The organism is Pseudomonas sp. MPB03, assembly GCF_046605385.1.
In the GTDB taxonomy this organism is placed as follows: Bacteria; Pseudomonadota; Gammaproteobacteria; order Pseudomonadales; family Pseudomonadaceae; genus Aquipseudomonas; species Aquipseudomonas zanjanensis.
In genome coordinates, this window is sequence record NZ_CP176770.1 from 286416 (window position 1) to 305185 (window position 18770).

At 60.8% G+C, this 18770-nt stretch carries 17 protein-coding genes; 9 read left to right on the plus strand and 8 right to left on the minus strand.

The genetic code is table 11. From position 1 onward, the window contains the following. Positions 1–100: 100 nt before the first annotated feature. The 3 genes from betC (at position 101) to ACLH0I_RS01200 (ending at position 4298) form a co-directional block, all read left to right on the plus strand. Complete coding sequence (betC, locus tag ACLH0I_RS01190; RefSeq protein ID WP_411386073.1) at positions 101–1615, plus strand: choline-sulfatase; 1515 nt, start codon at positions 101–103, stop codon at positions 1613–1615. Between the two features lie 15 nt (positions 1616–1630). Then, positions 1631–2551 (plus strand): choline ABC transporter substrate-binding protein, encoded by a 921-nt coding sequence (gene choX / locus ACLH0I_RS01195; RefSeq protein WP_014335844.1) that lies wholly within the window; start codon positions 1631–1633, stop codon positions 2549–2551. 178 nt (positions 2552–2729) lie between these two features. Next, entirely contained in the window at positions 2730–4298 is a 1569-nt protein-coding gene (locus ACLH0I_RS01200; RefSeq protein WP_411386074.1) for a SulP family inorganic anion transporter, read from the plus strand. Between the two features lie 208 nt (positions 4299–4506). Here ACLH0I_RS01200 and aroE read toward each other — a convergent pair whose 3' ends face one another. Together aroE and hemF are read right to left on the minus strand one after the other, a co-directional pair. Next, positions 4507–5328 carry a shikimate dehydrogenase gene (gene aroE, locus ACLH0I_RS01205; RefSeq protein WP_411386075.1) on the minus strand — a complete coding sequence of 274 codons (822 nt, stop codon included), beginning with the start codon at positions 5326–5328 and terminating at the stop codon, positions 4507–4509. A 13-nt stretch (positions 5329–5341) separates the two neighbouring features. Beyond that, a complete protein-coding gene (hemF, locus tag ACLH0I_RS01210; protein ID WP_411386076.1) occupies positions 5342–6256 on the minus strand; it encodes an oxygen-dependent coproporphyrinogen oxidase in 915 nt (304 codons plus the stop codon). Positions 6257–6420: 164 nt separating this feature from the next. Here hemF and ACLH0I_RS01215 point away from each other — a divergent pair, with 164 nt between their 5' ends. Further along, positions 6421–7398 carry an NADPH:quinone reductase gene (locus tag ACLH0I_RS01215; RefSeq protein ID WP_411386077.1) on the plus strand — a complete coding sequence of 326 codons (978 nt, stop codon included), beginning with the start codon at positions 6421–6423 and terminating at the stop codon, positions 7396–7398. A gap of 289 nt (positions 7399–7687) precedes the next feature. Here the strand turns inward: ACLH0I_RS01215 and ACLH0I_RS01220 are convergent, their stop codons facing one another. The 3 genes from ACLH0I_RS01220 to ACLH0I_RS01230 form a co-directional block, all read right to left on the minus strand. Then, positions 7688–8245 (minus strand): L-threonylcarbamoyladenylate synthase, encoded by a 558-nt coding sequence (locus ACLH0I_RS01220; protein WP_014335849.1) that lies wholly within the window; start codon positions 8243–8245, stop codon positions 7688–7690. Between the two features lie 61 nt (positions 8246–8306). Next, positions 8307–9401, minus strand: a complete 1095-nt coding sequence (dprA, locus tag ACLH0I_RS01225; RefSeq protein ID WP_411386078.1) for a DNA-processing protein DprA — start codon at positions 9399–9401, stop codon at positions 8307–8309. Positions 9402–9481: 80 nt separating this feature from the next. Beyond that, positions 9482–10507: a LysM peptidoglycan-binding domain-containing protein gene (locus tag ACLH0I_RS01230; protein ID WP_186710651.1), complete on the minus strand. Its 1026-nt coding sequence runs from the start codon at positions 10505–10507 to the stop codon at positions 9482–9484. Positions 10508–10661: 154 nt separating this feature from the next. Here ACLH0I_RS01230 and def point away from each other — a divergent pair, with 154 nt between their 5' ends. The 5 genes from def (at position 10662) to ACLH0I_RS01255 (ending at position 15391) form a co-directional block, all read left to right on the plus strand. Continuing rightward, complete coding sequence (gene def / locus ACLH0I_RS01235; RefSeq protein WP_030138961.1) at positions 10662–11168, plus strand: peptide deformylase; 507 nt, start codon at positions 10662–10664, stop codon at positions 11166–11168. Positions 11169–11239: 71 nt separating this feature from the next. After that, positions 11240–12199 carry a methionyl-tRNA formyltransferase gene (gene fmt, locus ACLH0I_RS01240; protein ID WP_411386079.1) on the plus strand — a complete coding sequence of 320 codons (960 nt, stop codon included), beginning with the start codon at positions 11240–11242 and terminating at the stop codon, positions 12197–12199. After that, the gene (rsmB, locus tag ACLH0I_RS01245; protein ID WP_411386080.1) at positions 12196–13506 is read left to right on the plus strand and encodes a 16S rRNA (cytosine(967)-C(5))-methyltransferase RsmB; all 1311 of its coding nucleotides are present in this window, start codon (positions 12196–12198) and stop codon (positions 13504–13506) included. Before fmt ends, rsmB begins: the two co-directional genes overlap by 4 nt. A gap of 24 nt (positions 13507–13530) precedes the next feature. After that, positions 13531–14904, plus strand: a complete 1374-nt coding sequence (gene trkA, locus ACLH0I_RS01250; RefSeq protein WP_411386081.1) for a Trk system potassium transporter TrkA — start codon at positions 13531–13533, stop codon at positions 14902–14904. A 175-nt stretch (positions 14905–15079) separates the two neighbouring features. Continuing rightward, complete coding sequence (locus ACLH0I_RS01255; protein WP_411386082.1) at positions 15080–15391, plus strand: tetratricopeptide repeat protein; 312 nt, start codon at positions 15080–15082, stop codon at positions 15389–15391. Between the two features lie 20 nt (positions 15392–15411). Here ACLH0I_RS01255 and ACLH0I_RS01260 read toward each other — a convergent pair whose 3' ends face one another. The 3 genes from ACLH0I_RS01260 to ACLH0I_RS01270 all read right to left on the minus strand — a co-directional run bounded on the left by ACLH0I_RS01260 (position 15412) and on the right by ACLH0I_RS01270 (position 18758). Then, complete coding sequence (locus tag ACLH0I_RS01260) at positions 15412–16584, minus strand: hypothetical protein (protein ID WP_411386083.1); 1173 nt, start codon at positions 16582–16584, stop codon at positions 15412–15414. A gap of 287 nt (positions 16585–16871) precedes the next feature. Continuing rightward, complete coding sequence (locus ACLH0I_RS01265; protein WP_411386084.1) at positions 16872–17780, minus strand: DMT family transporter; 909 nt, start codon at positions 17778–17780, stop codon at positions 16872–16874. A gap of 3 nt (positions 17781–17783) precedes the next feature. Then, complete coding sequence (locus ACLH0I_RS01270; protein WP_411386085.1) at positions 17784–18758, minus strand: aKG-HExxH-type peptide beta-hydroxylase; 975 nt, start codon at positions 18756–18758, stop codon at positions 17784–17786. Between the last annotated feature and the right edge of the window lie 12 nt (positions 18759–18770).

Below are 18770 nucleotides of genomic sequence, written 5' to 3' on the forward strand. Positions count from 1 at the left end.
CTAGTCATTATCCTGCATGGGCTTTACCCCAAAACCCGGGGGCTACATGCTCAATCGCAGCAATGTCGCATAACTGCCTACTATGGAATGCCGCGAATACATGAAGCGCAAGAACATTCTTTTCATCATGGCCGATCAAATGGCCGCGCCAATGTTGCCGATCTACGGCCCTTCACCGATCAAGCTGCCGAACCTGTCGCGCCTGGCCGCCGAGGGCGTGGTGTTCGACGCCGCCTATTGCAACAGCCCGCTGTGCGCGCCGTCGCGGTTTACCCTGGTGAGCGGCCAGTTGCCGAGCAAGATCGGCGCGTACGACAACGCGGCGGATTTTCCTGCGGACGTGCCGACCTACGCCCATTACCTGCGCCGCCTCGGCTACCGCACAGCGTTGTCCGGCAAGATGCACTTTTGTGGCCCCGATCAACTGCATGGCTACGAAGAGCGGCTGACCAGCGACATCTACCCGGCCGACTACGGTTGGGCGGTGAACTGGGACGAGCCGGACGTGCGGCCCAGTTGGTACCACAACATGTCGTCGGTGTTGCAGGCCGGGCCTTGCGTGCGCACCAACCAATTGGATTTCGATGAAGAAGTGGTGTTCAAGGCCCAGCAGTACCTGTTCGACCACATCCGCGAGGACGGTGACCAGCCGTTCTGCCTCACCGTGTCGATGACTCACCCACACGACCCGTACACAATTCCCAAGGCCTTTTGGGATTTGTATGACGACAACGACATCCCATTGCCCCAAACCCCGGCGCAAACGGACCTCGATCCACATTCCCAGCGGCTGTTGAAGGTCTATGACTTGTGGGACAAGCCGCTGCCTGTGGATAAGATTCGCGATGCCCGTCGCGCCTATTTCGGTGCGTGCAGCTACATTGACAGCAACGTCGGCAAGCTGCTGCAAACCCTGGAGGACACCGGTCTGCTGGACGATACGATTATCGTGTTCTCCGGCGATCACGGGGACATGCTCGGCGAAAAGGGCCTCTGGTACAAAATGCACTGGTTCGAAATGGCCGCTCGCGTACCGTTGCTGATCAGCGCACCAGGGCAGTTCGCCAGCGGCCGGGTGGGCGCGGCCGTGTCCACCGCCGACTTGCTGCCGACCCTGGTGGAACTGGCCGGGGGCACGCTGGAACCGGGCTTGCCGCTGGATGGCCGTTCGCTGGTGCCGCACCTGCAAGGGCAGGGTGGTCATGATGAAGTCTTCGGTGAGTACATGGCCGAAGGCACCATCAGCCCGTTGATGATGATCCGTCGTGGCCCGTGGAAATTCATCTACAGCGAAGATGACCCGTGCCTGCTGTTCGATGTTCGCAACGATCCCAAGGAATTGGAAGATCTCAGCCAATCCGCCGAGAATCTGTCCCTGTTCAGCGATTTTCTCGCCGAAGCCCGCGCCAAGTGGGATATTCCGACTATTCATAAACAGGTGCTCGCCAGCCAGCGCCGCCGCCGTTTCGTCGCCCAGGCGCTGACCCTGGGCAAACTCAAGAGCTGGGATCACCAGCCGCTGGTGGACGCCAGCCAGCAGTACATGCGTAACCACATCGACCTCGACGATCTGGAGCGCAAGGCCCGTTATCCACAACCCTGCCAAAACCAATAACGTAAGGGGCAAGCCATGCAAAAGTTATCCACAGTACTGACCGCTGGGCTGTTGGCATTGAGCAGCGTTTCGGCCTGGGCCGAGCAAAGCTGCGAAACGGTGAAGATGGCCGATCCGGGCTGGAGCGACATTGCCGCCACCAACGCCATCACCGGTTTCCTGCTGGACGGGATGGGCTACAAGGCCAAAGTCGACACCCTCGCCGTGCCGATTACCTTCGGTGGCCTCAAGGATGGCCAGGTGGATGTATTCCTGGGTAACTGGATGCCGGCGCAGCAGGGTTTCTATGACAAGTTCGTGGCCAATGGCGACGTCACGCAACTGGCCAAGAACCTGGACGGCACCGAGTTCACCCTGGCGGTCCCGGATTACGTCTGGGACGCGGGTGTGCATAACTTTGCCGACCTGAACAAATTCGCCGACAAGTTCGACAAGAAAATCTACGGCATCGGTTCCGGCGCCCCGGCCAACCTCTCCCTGAAAGAAATCATCAAGACCAACGACTTCGGCATGGGTGAGTGGAAACTGGTGGAGTCCAGCGAGCAGGCGATGTTGGCGGAAGTCTCCCGGGCGGTGAAAAAACAGAAGTTCGTGACCTTCCTCGGCTGGACCCCGCACCCAATGAACGTGCAATTGAAAATGCACTACCTCAAGGGCGGCGAGAAATACTTCGGCGACACCGGCAGCGTCTATACACTGACGCGCAAAGGTTATGCACAGGCCTGCCCGAACGTGGGCAAGCTGCTGACCAACCTGAGCTTCACCCAGGAAATGGAAAACAGCATCATGGCCGAGGTGGTCAACAACAAGGTCAGCAACGCCGATGCGGCCAAGGCCTGGATCAAGGCCAACCCGGCGGTGCTGGATAAATGGCTGGACGGTGTGAAGACCCTGGATGGCAAAGACGCGTTGGCGGCGGTGAAGGCCAAGCTCTAGGCATAATGGCGAGCGGCTTTTGTGGCGAGGGAGCTTGCTCCCGCTGGGCCGGTCCGACGCTTCGGGCGAAGCGGCCCCGTTTTTTTTTGCGGCCGCTGCGCGACCGAGCGGGAGCAAGCTCCCTCGCCACATGGGTTCACCTGATACCCTTGCGCCAAACCCCATTCCTTGAGGCCCCATGGCAATCCCCACGCGCCATTCACTTTTTCCCTTCTTGAGCTGGCTGCCCCGGCAGACCCGGGCCAGTGTCGGCCGTGACCTGATAGTCGGCCTCAGCGGCGCGATTCTCGCGTTGCCGCAATCCATCGCCTACGCCCTGATTGCCGGCCTGCCCCCCGAGTACGGCTTGTACGCGGCGATCGTACCGGTGCTGATCGCCTGCCTGTGGGGTTCGTCGTGGCACCTGATCTGTGGTCCTACGGCGGCAATCTCCATTGTCCTGTACGCCACCGTCAGTCCGCTGGCCGTGCCCGCATCCCAGGACTACATCACCTTGATCCTGCTGCTGACGGTGCTGGCGGGTATCTTCCAGTGGTTGCTGGGTTTGCTGCGTTTCGGGGCGCTGGTGAATTTCGTCTCCCACTCGGTGGTGCTGGGTTTCACCCTGGGCGCGGCGGTGGTCATCGCCCTGGGGCAGTTGCCGAACCTGCTGGGCCTCGACCTGCCGAACGAAGCCACGGCGTTGAGGGGCCTGCTGATGCTGGTCGACCACATCGGGGCTGTGGATAAGCCATCGCTGCTGCTGGGATTGGGCACTTTGATTCTGGGGGTCGTGCTCAAGCGCTTGCTGCCGCGCTGGCCGAGCCTGTTGATAACTTTAGTCATCAGCAGCCTGGTAGTCTGGTTGTGGCCGGCGATGTTCGGGCATGTGGCGCTGGTCAGTGCTTTCGCCGGGCGCCTGCCGCCGCTCACTTTGCTGCCGCTGGACCTGGAGCTGATCCTGCGCCTGCTGCCCGGTGCCGTCGCGGTGGGCATGCTCGGGTTGGTCACCAGCCTGTCTATCGCTCGTTCATTGTCGGTACGGTCCGGGCAGTTGCTCGATGCGAATCAGGAGGTGAGGGCGCAGGGGCTTTCCAACATTGTCGGAGGATTTTTCTCCGGATCATTGTCAGCCGGTTCCTTCACCCGTTCCGGCCTCAGCTATGAAGCCGGGGCCTGCTCGCCCCTGGCCGGGGTGTTCTCGGCCTTGTGGGTGGCGCTGTTTGCGGTCGCCGGGGCGAAACTGATCGCGCACATCCCGATTCCCGCCATGGCCGGCAGCATTTTGCTGATCGCCTGGGGGCTGGTGGATCACCGGGGTATCCGCGCGTTGTACCGCGTGAGTCGCGCCGAATTCGTGGTGATGAGCCTGACCTGCCTGGCCACGTTGCTGCTGGAACTGCAAACCGCCATTTATGCCGGCGTGCTCGCTTCGCTGTTCTTTTACCTCAAGCGCACCTCGCAGCCGCGGGTACAGCATTTTCGCGAAGGGGAGGCGGAGATCCTGCGGGTCGGCGGCTCGATCTTTTTCGGCGCCAGCCATTACCTGCAAGTGCGCCTGCAACGGTTGCAGGCGCAGCGGGTGGTCATCGATGCCCAGCAGATCAACTTCATCGATTATTCCGGGGTGGAAATGCTCCATCAGGAAGCCCGGCGCCTGCGCGGCCAGGGGCGTAGCCTGACCTTGCGCATGGCCCGGCCGCAGGTGGTGGAGGAGTTGTTGAAGTTGGAAGGGGCGCAGGCGTGCCCGATTCATTTCGAAGACTAGGGCTCAAGGCAGACATACCTGTGCTCAAGGCAGGCATCCCCTGTGGCGAGGGAGCTTGCTCCCGCTGGGCTGCGAAGCAGTCCTAGAGGGCTTGCCAACCTTAAGTGTCGTGCGGTCAGTCAGGCGGGCGCTTCGCACCCGAGCGGGAGCAAGCTCCCTCGCCACAGTTCACAGTTCACAGTTCACAGTTCACAGTTCAGTTCACCGTTCATAGCGCCAACTGGCGGCGCAGCTCGGCCAGCACCGGTGCGGTGTCCGGGCGTACCCCGCGCCACAGGTAGAAGGCTTCGCCCGCCTGCTCGGCGAGCATGCCCAGGCCATCCATCGCCACCGCCGCCCCGTGCTCACGGGCCCAACGGCAGAACGAAGTCGGTTCCTTGCTGTACATCATGTCGTAGCAAACCGTCTTGCCGGGCTCGATCAAGCTGGCGGCAATCGGTGGCACATCCCCTGACAGGCTCGCGGAGGTGGCGTTGATGATCAGGTCCACCGGCTCTTGCAGCCAGTCGAAGCCACTGGCCGAAACCGGGCCCAGGTCGGCGAACAACTCGGCGAGCAATTCGGCTTTTTCCACCGTGCGATTGGCGATGATCACCGAGGCCGGGGCTTCGGCCAGCAGCGGTTCCAGGGCGCCGCGCACCGCGCCGCCGGCGCCGAGCAAGAGAATGCGCGTGCCCTTGAGGCTGAAGCCGGCGTTGACGGTCAGGTCGCGGACCAAGCCGGCGCCGTCGGTGTTGTCACCCAACAGGCGCCCGTCGGCCAGCTTGCTCAACGTATTGACCGCCCCGGCCCGTTGGGCTCGCTCGGTCAGATCGTCGGCCAGGCGGAAAGCGTCTTCCTTGAACGGCACCGTGACATTCGCCCCACGCCCCTCGCGGAAAAATGCCTGGGCGCACCCGGAAAAATCCTCCAGCGGTGCCAGCAGCGTGCTGTAGTCCAGGCGTTGCCCGGTCTGCTCGGCAAACAGGCGATGGATCAACGGCGACTTGCTGTGGCCGATCGGGTTACCCATTACAACGTAGCGGTCCATGGATAATCCCCGTTCAGGCCGTAGCCAGCCAATCGCGATCCTGCAGGAAATACTCGGTCAGCCGCGCTTCTTCGCTGCCCGGCTCGGCTTTCCAGTCGTAGCCCCAGCGCACTTGCGGCGGCAGGGACATCAGGATCGATTCGGTACGCCCGCCCGATTGCAGCCCGAACAGGGTGCCACGGTCATAGACCAGGTTGAATTCCACGTAGCGCCCGCGGCGGTATTCCTGGAACTCCCGTTGCTGGGCGGTGAACGCATCGTGCTTGCGACGACGCACGATCGGCAGGTAGGCATCGATGTAGGCGTCGCCGATGGCGCGCATGAAAGCGAAGCTGGTGTCGAAGTCCCACTCGTTCAGGTCGTCGAAAAACAGGCCGCCGATGCCCCGGGGCTCGTTGCGATGCTTGATGTGGAAATAGCTGTCGCACCAGGCCTTGTAGCGCGAATAGACGTCCGGGCCGAACGGTTCGCAGGCTTGCTGGGCAATGCGGTGCCAATGCACGCAATCCTCTTCCACGCCGTAATAAGGCGTCAGGTCGAAGCCACCGCCAAACCACCAGACCGGCTCTTCGCCTTCCTTTTCGGCGATGAAAAAGCGCACGTTGGCGTGGGAAGTCGGCACGTGGGGGTTGTGGGGGTGGATCACCAGCGACACGCCCAGGGCTTCGAAGCCGCGACCGGCCAATTCGGGCCGATGGGCGCTGGCCGACGGTGGGAGACCGCTGCCGAAGACGTGGGAAAAGTTGACGCCGCCCTTTTCGATCACCGTGCCGTTTTCGATCACCCGAGTGCGACCGCCACCGCCGGCAGGCCGGGTCCAGGCGTCTTCGACGAAGCGCCTGCCGCCGTCCTCGGTTTCCAGGGCGGCGCAGATACGGTCTTGCAGGTCGAGCAGGTAGGCTTTCACGGCCTCGGTGCGAGTGGACATGACATCACCTTGATCAGGGCTACGCTACGCGGCGTATAGCGGGCCGGTGGCAAATGGGCGCACAGGATACCACCGCACTTGCCCACGCCACAGTTGACGACGGTCAAGCTTAGGAGTCCGATAGCAGGCTTGGTAAAAAGTCCTGCGACAAGGAGAAAGTGAAGATGGCCAAACGTATCCAGTTCAGTTCCCACGGCGGTCCCGAAGTGCTCGAGTACGTCGACTACCCGCCGGCCGAGCCGGGCCCGCAGCAGGTGCGCGTCAGCAACAAGGCGATCGGCCTGAATTTCATCGACACCTATTACCGCAGTGGTCTGTATCCGCCGCCAGCGCTGCCTTCTGGCTTGGGCGCCGAGGGCGCGGGCGTGGTCGAGGCGGTCGGCGCCGATGTTACGCGGTTCAAGGTCGGCGACCGGGTGGCGTATGGCAGCGGCCCGCTGGGGGCCTACAGCGATGTGCATGTGTTGCCCGAAGCCAACCTGGTGCACCTGCCCGAAGCCATCAGTTTCGAACAGGCCGCCGGGGTGATGCTCAAGGGCCTGACCGTGCAATACCTGTTGCGCCAGACATATGAACTCAAGGGCGGCGAAACCATTTTGTTCCACGCGGCCGCCGGTGGCGTCGGTTCCCTGGCCTGCCAATGGGCCAAGGCTCTAGGCGTGAAGCTGATCGGCACTGTCAGCTCGGCGGAAAAGGCCGCCATCGCCAAATCCCACGGCGCCTGGGAAGTCATCGACTACAGCAAGGAAAACGTCCCGCAGCGCGTGTTGGAATTGACTGACGGCAAGAAAGTCCCGGTGGTGTACGACGGCGTTGGCAAGGACACGTGGCTGACGTCGTTGGATTGCACAGCGCCCCGTGGCCTGGTGGTGAGCTTCGGCAACGCCTCCGGCGCGGTGGACGGCGTGAACCTGGGGATTCTCTCGGCCAAGGGCTCGCTGTACGTCACCCGCCCAACCCTGGCGACCTACGCCAACAACGCCGAAAACCTGCAGCGCATGGCTGATGAATTGTTCGGGATGATTGCCAGCGGCAAGCTCACGGTGGATATCAACCAGCGTTATCCACTGGCGGAAGCGGCCAAGGCCCATACCGAGTTGTCGGCGCGGCGCACGACGGGGTCGACCATTCTGCTGCCTTGAGATTGGGTACCCAAGGGTACATGCAGTACCTGTGGGAGCGAGCTTGCTCGCGATAGCGGTGGGTCAGCCAACATCAATGCCAGCTGACCTGACGCCATCGCGAGCAAGCTCGCTCCCACACTTGTTCGGTGGTGTTCATAAGTACTGTGTGCAACACAAAACCCTGTGGGAGCGAGCTTGCTCGCGATAGCGGTGTATCAGTCAACATTGATGCTGGCTGTCCTGGCGCTATCGCGAGCAAGCTCGCTCCCACAGTGGTTTATGCAAGATGCAACGTTTGTGTTCGGGCTCAGTCCGGCCGCACGACCTTGCCGGTCGCCAGGTCGCGAATCACGCTGGGGTTCTTGCGCCCGCCCAGGTTGCCGCCCAGCACCAGGTCGATCTGCCCGCGGAAATACTGCTCGACGCGAATTCGCGTGCGCGCTGCCGGGCGCCCCTGCGGGTTGGCCGAGGTGGACACCAGCGGCCCGACCAGCGAACACAAATCACGCACGGTAGGATGATCGCTGACCCGCAGCGCGACGGTGTCGTGCACCCCGGTGATCCACTCGGGCAGCAGGTTCTGGTGCGGCACCAGCCAGGTATTGGGCCCTGGCCAGGTGCTGGCCATGCGGTCCATCCAGGTTTCGGGGAAGTCTTCGAACAGAAAGTCGAACTGGTGGATGTTGTCCGCCACCAGGATCAGGCCTTTGTCGGGCAGCCGCGACTTGATCGCCAGCAGGCGTTCCACGGCCTCCTCGTTCCATGGGTCGCAACCCAGGCCCCAGACCGCTTCGGTTGGATAGGCAATCACCGCCCCGGCGCGAATTTCTCGCGCGGCTTGTTGCACACGCCAACTGTTGACCATGAAAGATTCTCCCGCAACGCAATTAAGGCTGTGGGCAGTTTACCGATCTTCCCCATAAAACCTAGCGTGCGAACCAGCGTCCGTTGTCACGAGCGGCGCGCCCCTCCATTTCCAGCTCGGTCAACGCCGCCAGCACCTTGGGCAAACCCCAGCCACTGGCGTCGGCCAGCGCCTCGCTGCTCTGCGGCGCGGCATGCAGCAGGCGCAGCAGCGGATGGGTCACGGCCACAGGCTCGGCGGCCAGCGGCAGTCGTTGCCAACCGCGCAACGCTTCAAGAATGTGCTCGACGGTTTCCACCAGCGCCGCACCGTCGCGGATCAGTTGATGACAGCCCCGGGCCCCAGGGTGATGGATCGAGCCAGGAATGGCATACACCTCGCGACCCTGTTCCGCCGCCAGGCGGGCGGTGATCAGCGAACCACTGGCGACACTCGCCTCTACCACCAGCACCCCCAGGGACAAACCGCTGATGATTCGGTTGCGGCGCGGAAAGTTGCTGGCGTTAGGCGCTGCGTCCAGCGGGAATTCCGAAACCACCGCGCTGCCCTGGGCAATCATCGCGTCCGCCAGCCGACGATTGCGCTGTGGATAAAAATTTTCCAGGCCAGTGCCGAGCACGCCGACGGTGCATCCGCCAACGTCCAGCGCCGCCTGATGGGCCGCCGCATCGATGCCCAACGCCAAGCCACTGGTGATGACAAAACCAGCGCCGGCCAGGCTTCTGGAAAACGCCGCCGCCGTGTCCATGCCCGGCCGCGATGCCCGACGACTGCCGACCATCGCCAGCTGCGGTTTTTCCAGGATCGAGGGGGCGCCAGCGACGAACAGCAGCGGCGGTGCGTCGCTGATTTGCGCCAGCAGCGCCGGGTAATCAGGCTGGTCCCACATCAGTAAATGCTGGGCCGGGCCGTCTAGCCAGGCCAATGCGTGGGCGGCGCCGTCACGTATGTCCGGGGCGCGTCGGGCCTCGGCGCACGTGGCCGGCAACCCCAGCGCCCGCCAGGCGCTGGCCGGTGCGCTGATGGCTTTGGACGCCGAGCCAAAGGCCTCCATCAAGGTCATGAAACGTTTAGGGCCCAGCGCCGGCAAGCGATGCAAGCGCAGGCGGGCCTCCAGTTCCGCAGGCGGAACCGAAGCAGATTCAGGCAATGGCATGTGATCAATCCTTGATCGTTATCGTCCCGTTGAAACGGGAACAAGCTGTGGATAACTCTGTTGGTAACTTGTGAGACCCGTTATGGATTGCGCACCTTGTCGAGGATCGCCAAGGATCGCGAGGCGTACAGCACCAAGCCGTAACTGAGTTTGTCGTAGGTGCGGAACACCATCAGCAGGCCGGCCCGTTCATCGGGGATTTTCACCGGCTCGCCGGTGATGCGGTCGCGCACGGTTTCACCGGTCTTCATCACCGCCAGCACGTTGCCTTCCACCAGCCCGTCGCGCCGGCCCTTGTTCAGGGTGACCACGTCCAGCGCGCCGATCTGCGTCACGCCCCGGGGGACATCGAGGATCAGGCCTTGGATGTCCGATTTCGGCGCGCTGGGCATGAAGGTCGAGTTGATCGAGCGCTCTTCGCCGCTGAACAGCCGATCACCCAGGCGAACTTCCTGGGTGGTGCGTTGCAGGGCCAGGGTGGTGACATCGCCCTCGCTGGCGACCACTTCGCCGCTGCCGATGTCGTCGGCGTTGATGCCCAGGAATTCCTTGGTCTCGGGGTCGGTGTAGACCTTGCCCTGGCGGAAGATGCCGTACGCCGTCTGGCTCTCATCGAATGCACCACGAGCGAAGACCCGGTCCCCCATGCCGCTGAGCACCCGCTCGGCATTGCCGGCGACGACGTAGGGCGCCTTGTTGAAATCTTCCGCCGTGTCGACGATGCGGTTGCTCAGCAAAAAGCTGTTGATGGCTTGCAGCGGAATGCTCGGGATGGCGTCGGCCACCGGCGAACTGCGAATGCGCGGCGACAGCTTGATGGTGCCCCGCGAGGCGCCGCGATTGAGGGTCAGGCGCGGCTGGCCGTTGACGTAGACCAGCGACAGGGTATCGCCCGGATAGATCAGGTTGGGGTTTTCGATCTGCGGATTGGCCTGCCACAGCTCCGGCCATTTCCACGGCTCGCGCAGGTATTTACCGGAAATGTCCCACAGCGTGTCCCCCGTCACCACCGTGTATTGCTGGGGAAAACCTTCCCGAAGTTGCACTTGCCCGTGCGCGATACCGGCCGAGGCCAGGAGCAGCAGGGCGAGTAGTGATTTCCTCATGCGGTGAATCCCTTTATTATGTGCGTTCGCGTAAAACGCCAGAGCCCCCGTGGCTCGCTCTGTTCAAGAGCAACGTTTTACAACGGTAGCCTGCATCCCGACACACGCCAGGCCAGCCACCCGACTTTACCTCACACGTGCATTTATCAAGCTTATGGCCATTTTGAACATTCTCGAATTTCCGGACCCGCGCCTGCGCACTATCGCCAAACCGGTGGCCGTAGTGGACGACGAAGTGCGTCAGCTGGTCGATGACATGTTTGAAACAATGTATGAGGCGCCCGGCATCGGCCTCGCCGCGACCCAGGTCAACGTGCACAAGCGTATCGTCGTCATGGACCTCTCCGAAGACCGCAGCGAGCCCCGGGTGTTCATCAACCCCGAGTTCGAAACCCTGACCGACGAGATGGACCAATACCAGGAAGGCTGCCTGTCGGTGCCGGGCTTCTACGAAAACGTCGATCGTCCGCAGAAGGTCAAGATCAAGGCCCTGGACCGTGACGGCCAGCCTTACGAGCTGATCGCCGAAGGCCTGCTGGCGGTGTGCATCCAGCACGAATGCGACCACCTCAACGGCAAGTTGTTCGTTGATTACCTGTCTAATCTCAAGCGTGACCGGATCAAGAAAAAACTGGAAAAGATCCATCGCCAGAACGCTTGATGCCCCTCTTCAAAGGCTTGCCGCGGCAAGCCTTTTTCTTTTTGCGACTGCTTTGTAATTGAGAGTTTTCCATGACTGAGCCACTGCGCATCGTCTTTGCCGGCACTCCCGAGTTTGCCGCCGAACACCTCAAGGCCCTGCTGGCCAGCCCCTATGAAATCGTCGCGGTCTATACCCAGCCGGACCGTCCCGCCGGTCGCGGGCAAAAATTGATGCCCAGCCCGGTCAAACAACTCGCACTGGAAAATGGTTTGCCGGTGTTGCAGCCGCCGACCCTGCGCGACACGCAAGCCCAAGCCGAACTGGCGGCGCTGAAGCCCGACTTGATGGTGGTGGTCGCCTACGGCCTGATCCTGCCGCAAGTGGTGCTGGACATCCCGCGCCTGGGTTGCATCAACAGCCACGCCTCGCTGCTGCCGCGCTGGCGCGGCGCGGCGCCGATCCAACGTGCGGTGGAAGCCGGCGATGCCGAGAGCGGCGTGACCGTGATGCGCATGGAAGCCGGTCTGGACACCGGGCCGATGCTGCTCAAGGTCAGCACCCCCATCAGCGCCGAAGACACCGGCGGCAGCCTGCACGATCGCCTCGCGCTGATCGGCTCGCCAGCGGTGGTCCAAGCCATTGCCGGCCTGGCCGCCGGCACGCTGGAAGGCGAAGTGCAGGACGACAGCCTCGCCACCTATGCGCACAAACTGAACAAGGACGAAGCCCGCATCGACTGGAGCCGCCCGGCCGTCGAGCTGGAGCGCCTGGTGCGGGCCTTCAACCCTTGGCCGATCTGCCACAGCACCTTGAACGGCGAAGCCCTGAAAGTCTTGGCCGCCAACTTGGCCGAAGGGAAGGGCGCACCCGGAGAAATCCTCAGCGCCAGCAAGGACGGCCTCGTCGTTGCCTGTGGCGAGCAGGCCCTGTGCCTGACCCGTCTGCAATTGCCCGGCGGCAAGGCGCTGAACTTCAGCGACCTGTTCAACAGCCGCCGTGAGAAATTCGCCGTCGGCACCGTCCTCGGCCAAGCGGCGGACGCCTCATGAACCCGCGTCTGGCCGCCGCCAAGGCACTTGCCGCCGTCCTCAGCGGCAAAGCCTCGCTGAACAGTTCCCTGCCGACCCAACTGGACAAGGTCGAAGATCGCGATCGCGGTTTCACCCAGGACCTGGCGTTCGGCACCGCCCGTTGGCAGCCGCGCCTCTCGGCCCTCGCGGCCAAGCTGTTGCAGAAGCCGTTCAAGGCCGCCGATGCCGACGTCGAGGCGCTGCTGCTGGTAGGCCTCTATCAACTGCTCTACACCCGCGTCCCCGCCCACGCCGCCATCGGCGAGACCGTGGGCTGCGCCGACAAGCTGAAAAAACCTTGGGCCAAGGCCCTGATCAACGCCGTGTTGCGCCGCGCCCAACGGGAAAGCGAAACCCTGCTGGCGGAACTGGAACACGACCCGGTGGTGCGCACCGCCCACCCGCGCTGGTTGCAGAAATCCCTCAAGGCCTTCTGGCCCGAGCAGTGGGAAGCCATCTGCGCCGCCAACAACGCCCATCCGCCGATGATCCTGCGGGTCAACCGTCGCCACCACACCCGCGATGCCTACCTGGCGTTGCTGGGCGAGGCGGGCATCCCGGCCATCCCGTGCCAATACAGCTGCGACGGCATCATCCTGGAAACCCCGGGCGATGTGCGCGCACTGCCGGGCTTCGCCGAAGGTTGGATCAGCGTCCAGGACGAAGCCGCCCAACTGGCCGCCGACCTGCTGGAGCTGGCGCCCGGCCAACGGGTGCTGGACGCCTGCTGCGCGCCAGGGGGCAAGACCTGTCACATCCTCGAAGCCGAGCCGAAACTGGCCGGCGTCGTGGCGGTGGACCTGGAAGCCAAGCGCCTGGTGCGGGTGAAGGAAAACCTCGAACGCCTGGGCCTGGACGCCGAACTGTTCGCCGCCGACGGTCGCGACACGGCGGCGTGGTGGGACGGCAAGCCGTTCCAGCGCATCCTCCTCGACGCGCCGTGCTCGGCCACCGGCGTGATCCGCCGCCATCCGGACATCAAGCTCACCCGCCAGCCGGACGACATCGCCGCATTGGCCGTGTTGCAAGGCGAACTGCTCGATGCCCTGTGGCAGACCCTCGAAGTCGGCGGCATGCTGCTCTACGCCACCTGCTCGACCTTGCCGACCGAAAACACCGACGTGATCGAAGCCTTCCTCGCCCGCACGCCAGGCGCCCGGGAGCTGGACATCGCCACCCAGGCCGGCCTCAAGCAGCCTCACGGCCGGCAGTTGCTGGCCCAGGAAGGCGGCCACGATGGGTTCTATTACGCCAAGCTGATCAAAATCGCCGCCGCACGCGGTTAAAACCGATTCGATAGGAGTGAATGGATGAAAATCATCATCCTGGGTGCAGGGCAGGTCGGCGGTTCGCTGGCGGAACACCTGGCCAGCGAGGCCAACGACATCACCGTGGTCGACACCGACGGCGAACGCCTGCGCGACCTCGGCGACCGTCTCGACATCCGCACCGTGCAAGGGCGCGGCTCCTTGCCCACCGTGCTGCGCCAGGCCGGCGCCGACGACGCCGACATGCTCGTGGCCGTGACCAACAGCGACGAAACCAACATGGTCGCCTGCCAGGTCGCCCACACGCTGTTCCACACCCCGACCAAAATCGCCCGGGTGCGCGAAGCCGCCTACCTGACCCGCGCCGACCTCTTCGACAACGAAGCGATCCCCGTGGACGTGCTGATCAGCCCCGAACAGGTGGTCACCAACTACATCAAGCGCCTGATCGAACACCCTGGCGCCTTGCAGGTGATCGACTTTGCCGAAGGCAAGGCGCAACTGGTGGCGGTCAAGGCCTACTACGGCGGCCCGCTGGTGGGCCAGCAACTGCGCCAATTGCGCGAGCACATGCCCAATGTCGAGACCCGCGTCGCCGCGATCTTCCGCCGTGACCGGCCGATCCTGCCCCAGGGCGACACGGTGATCGAAGCCGACGACGAAGTGTTCCTCATCGCCGCCAAGGCGAACATTCGCGCGGTCATGAGCGAAATGCGCCGCCTCGACGAGAACTACAAACGCATCGTCATCGCCGGCGGCGGCCAGATCGGCGAACGCCTGGCCGAAGCCATCGAAAGCCGCTACCAGGTCAAGATCATCGAGATGAACCCGGCACGCTGCCGCTACCTCTCCGACACCCTCGACAGCACCGTGGTGCTGCAAGGCAGCGCCTCCGACCGCGACCTGCTGCTGGAAGAAAACATCGCCGACGCCGACATCTTCCTGGCGCTGACCAACGACGACGAAGCCAACATCATGTCCTCGCTGCTGGCCAAGCGCCTGGGCGCGAAAAAGGTCATGACCATCATCAACAACCCGGCCTACGTCGACCTGATCCAGGGCGGCGACATCGACATCGCCATCAGCCCGCAACTGGCCACCATCGGCACCCTGCTGGCCCACGTACGCCGCGGCGACATCGTCAGCGTCCACTCCCTGCGCCGCGGCGCGGCCGAAGCCATCGAAGCCATCGCCCACGGCGACGCCAAATCCAGCAAAGTGATCGGCAAAGCCATCCGCGACATCGGCCTACCGCCCGGCACCACCATCGGCGCGATCATCCGCGACGAAGAAGTGCTCATCGCCCACGACGACACCGTCATCCAGACTGGCGACCATGTGATCCTGTTCCTGGTGGATAAGAAGCACATTCGCGATGTCGAGAAGCTGTTTCATGTGGGGTTGAGTTTCTTCTGATTCAGAATCTGCGATGCCTGTTCCTCCGCTTTCGCGAGCAAGCCCGCTCCCACAGGGTTTGCTGTTGTTCACGACAATGGTGAGCAACAAAAATCTACTGTGGGAGCGGGCTTGCTCGCGAAAGCGGTCCAACGGCCAACAGATCAATCACTGACACCACCAAGGAAGCGCCCCCATGCTCGACTCCCTGGAAAAAATGCTCGCCAAGGGCATGGACAACCCCCTCCTGCGCTTCGGCCTCGGCAAAGGCTACCTCGACCTAGGCGAATTCCTCCGCGCCGCCGAACACCTCCAACGCTGCGTCGAATTCGACCCCAAGTATTCAGCCGCCTGGAAACTACTGGGCAAGGCCCACCAAGGCCAAGGCGACGCCGCCGCAGCCCGCCAAGCCTGGGAACAAGGCCTGGAAGCCGCCCGCGCCCACGGCGACAAACAAGCCGAAAAAGAAATGACCGTGTTCCTCAAGAAGCTGGATCGCCACCCCTGAACACAGACAAAACAAGACGATCAGGCACCTGCTGTTATCGGACCCGTGTGCCCTTGGGCAAAGCGAGTCGCCGATGTCTGTAGCAAGAGAACAATGGACAAGGCAATCATCAGAAACGGTATCAGCCACGCGCTCTCAATCAATGCCAGTTGCAGGCTGAGGATTAACAGCAAGACCGGCGTTGCGAGGGCATTCGCCCGGCTAACACATGCACCCACGGCAGCCTCGCTGTAGCGGTAGGCAATAGCGGCTCGGATATGCACCCGCGCACCGCCAAAGGCCATGCCAAGGATCAGCAGGCTCAGAGCCTTGAGCACCAGGGTATCTGGCACCATAAACCATACCGCTGCGGAAATGACGGCCAGCCCGATCAGCCCGGAGAGAAATATCGATAGATTGCGACCGGTATTACTCAGAATGATCAGCACGCCCACCAACGCCATCCCCAGGCCAAACACTGCATCCAGCACACCCAGCTCAAATAGCGCCCAGCCATGGCTCGACACATACACTGGGAGCATGAAGTTGAAGGCACCGAGGATTGGCCAGATCAGTACCATTGGCACAAACAGGGTGAGTGGAAGCTTGGCGGGCGCAACTGTCTCGCTAGTCTCTTGTGCCACCACCGAGCGACCATGGCGGATGTAGCAAATCGCTGATACCAGCAGGAATCCAGCGCCCAGAAAAATGAAGAACCCCATACCTGGCAGGATCGGCATCAAGCCGGCTGCCAACAACGGCCCAATCATCAGGGCCGCTTGACCGGTTGCAGTGGTTGCACCACTGATGCGCCTGACAGAGGCTTGATCCATACCGCGCTGAACCTGGGTGAACCACATATCCAAGCTGGCTTCGAGCAGCATGAAAACCAGCCAGACAAAAAGGTTGGCGACTAGCAGCGCAAGGGTGATGTCTCGGCTTGCCCCTACCACCAGGCTGAGGCCGGCCAGACAAAACGTAAACCAGCTGCTCATTTTTCGCCCGTTCATTCGTACCGACAGCCGCTTGATGATCACCGGCGTGATGAAGGCCGGAATGAACGAGCAAAAAATCGCCAATGCCAAAGGCAAATAACCACCTTGGTTCTGGTTGAGGATGGTCCACGTCAGGGAGACCACCAATGCCCCGGAACATAGGCGGTAAGCCGTTGAGCAGACTAAAAAAATAGCCAGTTCTTTTGAAAAGCTCTTCATGAAGATTTCCCTATCGTAAGCGTTTCGGCATGACGGAAGTGAACGGCATCCTTGAGCGCTGTGAACGCCCGCCTGGGCCGCGATAAATGCTGGTCATAGCGTTTTTGTGCACGCTAAAACCCCGTTTTAAAGACGCTTTAAAAGTTAAACTTTCAACTACATCAACGAGCAAAAAATGCGTTCAAAAATGACAAGCGGAACGCACTTTTTCTGGGCGGCTTGGCCGAGGCGGCATTGAAATGGTGCATATGTTGTTGCGGAAAATTTTAAACCTGAGCAAGGTGGTGTCATCGTTGTATGGCGGTCTTGTTAAACAACAGCTCAATGCTATGTCGTAGGTTGAACAAGATCACGCCGCAAAAAACCAAGCCTATCGATAGAATGACTGTTCCGTTTATCGGGTAGCTAAAAAACAGGTAGGAAATGATGATGGCGAAAAACGGAACCAGCAAGCCAATGGGGGCCACGGTGGAACCAGAATACTTCCTTATATTGTAGTTCCATATCCAGTACCCCAGCAGAGTCGTCACGTAAGACTGTGAGATCAGCGACACGATGACTTTATAATTTATCGCATCCTTCAGGCTATAGAATGAGTCGGCACCTTCAAAGTACAAGGCCAGAACAAATAGAACTGGAAGGCTGAATAAGAAGCTCCAAACCATAAAGGGCAGCAGGTCTTTAGGCTTGTATTTTTGAATAATAAAAGTACACATGCTAAAGCAAAAAGCTGCGAGCAAGCAGATAGCAACGCCCAATGGGCCTGAACCCTGATTGTTATTAATTAGCATCAAGAACAGTCCAGCGAGTGATATCGCGAGGGCGATAATGCTGATGTTGGAAGCTCTTTCCTTAAAGGCAATCAGGCCAATGATAAAGGTAATGAACGCGCTGAGCTGAATGATGAGGGATACCGTGCCGGGGGAGGTGCCTGTATAGATGGCAATGTTGGCGCAGCCCCATATTCCGCCGCCAAACAATATTCCATAGGCGGCGAGTACATAAGCTGGAATCTTAGGCCTTGGCATGAAAAATACAAACGGGAAGACGCAAAGCGAAAACCTGATAAATGTCATCACGAAGGGTTTGATTTGTTCAAGCCCTACCTTGATCAAGGCGAAGTTGCCACCCCAGATCAGCGCCACTAGCAATAAAAATGCGTAATCTTGTGGGGCGATTTTTTTAAGACTGCTCATGGGTCAGAATCCACTTTTCAGCAGGTCATCATACACATTGCGAAAAGGTGATATTTCGGTCATTTCTTCCAAGCACTCATCGAAAATCTGTTGCCCCATGGGCGTCAACACCCCGTCCCGCTTGATCTGGGCTGCGGTCGCGAAAAATCGCTTCTCAGCCACCCGCCCTTTCTCAAGTGCTTCCTCTGCTAGTTTCCCAGGCGCTATTTTTCCCAAGCCTGCCATCGCGAGTGCAATTCTGGCCAGTACAAAAAGTGCGTGAAATATACCGAGCATGGGACGTGCATCAGGCCTGAATGGCGCTGTGTATAATTCACTTTCTGGATTCAAGACAAAGCGGTCATCTGTGCTTTTTAAAAACAGCCTTAAATGAGCCGCCTCATGGACTACCTGTTGTGCGTAATAGATGGGGCTATGGACTTCATCGGCCCATATCAAAACCAGCCCTAATAAATTGTAACTACTGGCCGATCTGACATGGTATTCATCACCTGGCCCCGTCAAGACTATTTCATCTATTAGGGTCTCAGCTTCATTGTAGAGATCTATCGATTGGGCTTTGAGAAGTTCTATTCCGGCGATTAACTTGGCTTTCTCAACCTCAGCAACATCAGCGCTGATGAACCCAATGCTGATTTTGCCAGACGCCTCTTCTCGTATTTCATCGGCAACCAAATCAATTTCTTCTGTTCGGTTGTTTTCAGAGAACGCGGAAACCCTGAATCCTTCTGCTCCTTGCCTTTCGCTTTGCTTGGCTTCTTGAAAAAAATGTAAGCCAGAATCCGCATCATTGGCTTGCAGGCTTTTGATGCACTTATTGTAGAACGCGAAAGACTTCCAGGACAGCTTGGTCACGGCGTCGGATTTTTGATAGTTGTCATCGAACACGCTTGCCAAGTAGGTCATCGACTCTTTGTATTGATTGAGCAATGCGTAAGCGTCTTGGCGATACTCTTCGTTTGTGATTAAGATGCTCAATTGTTTCCTCCT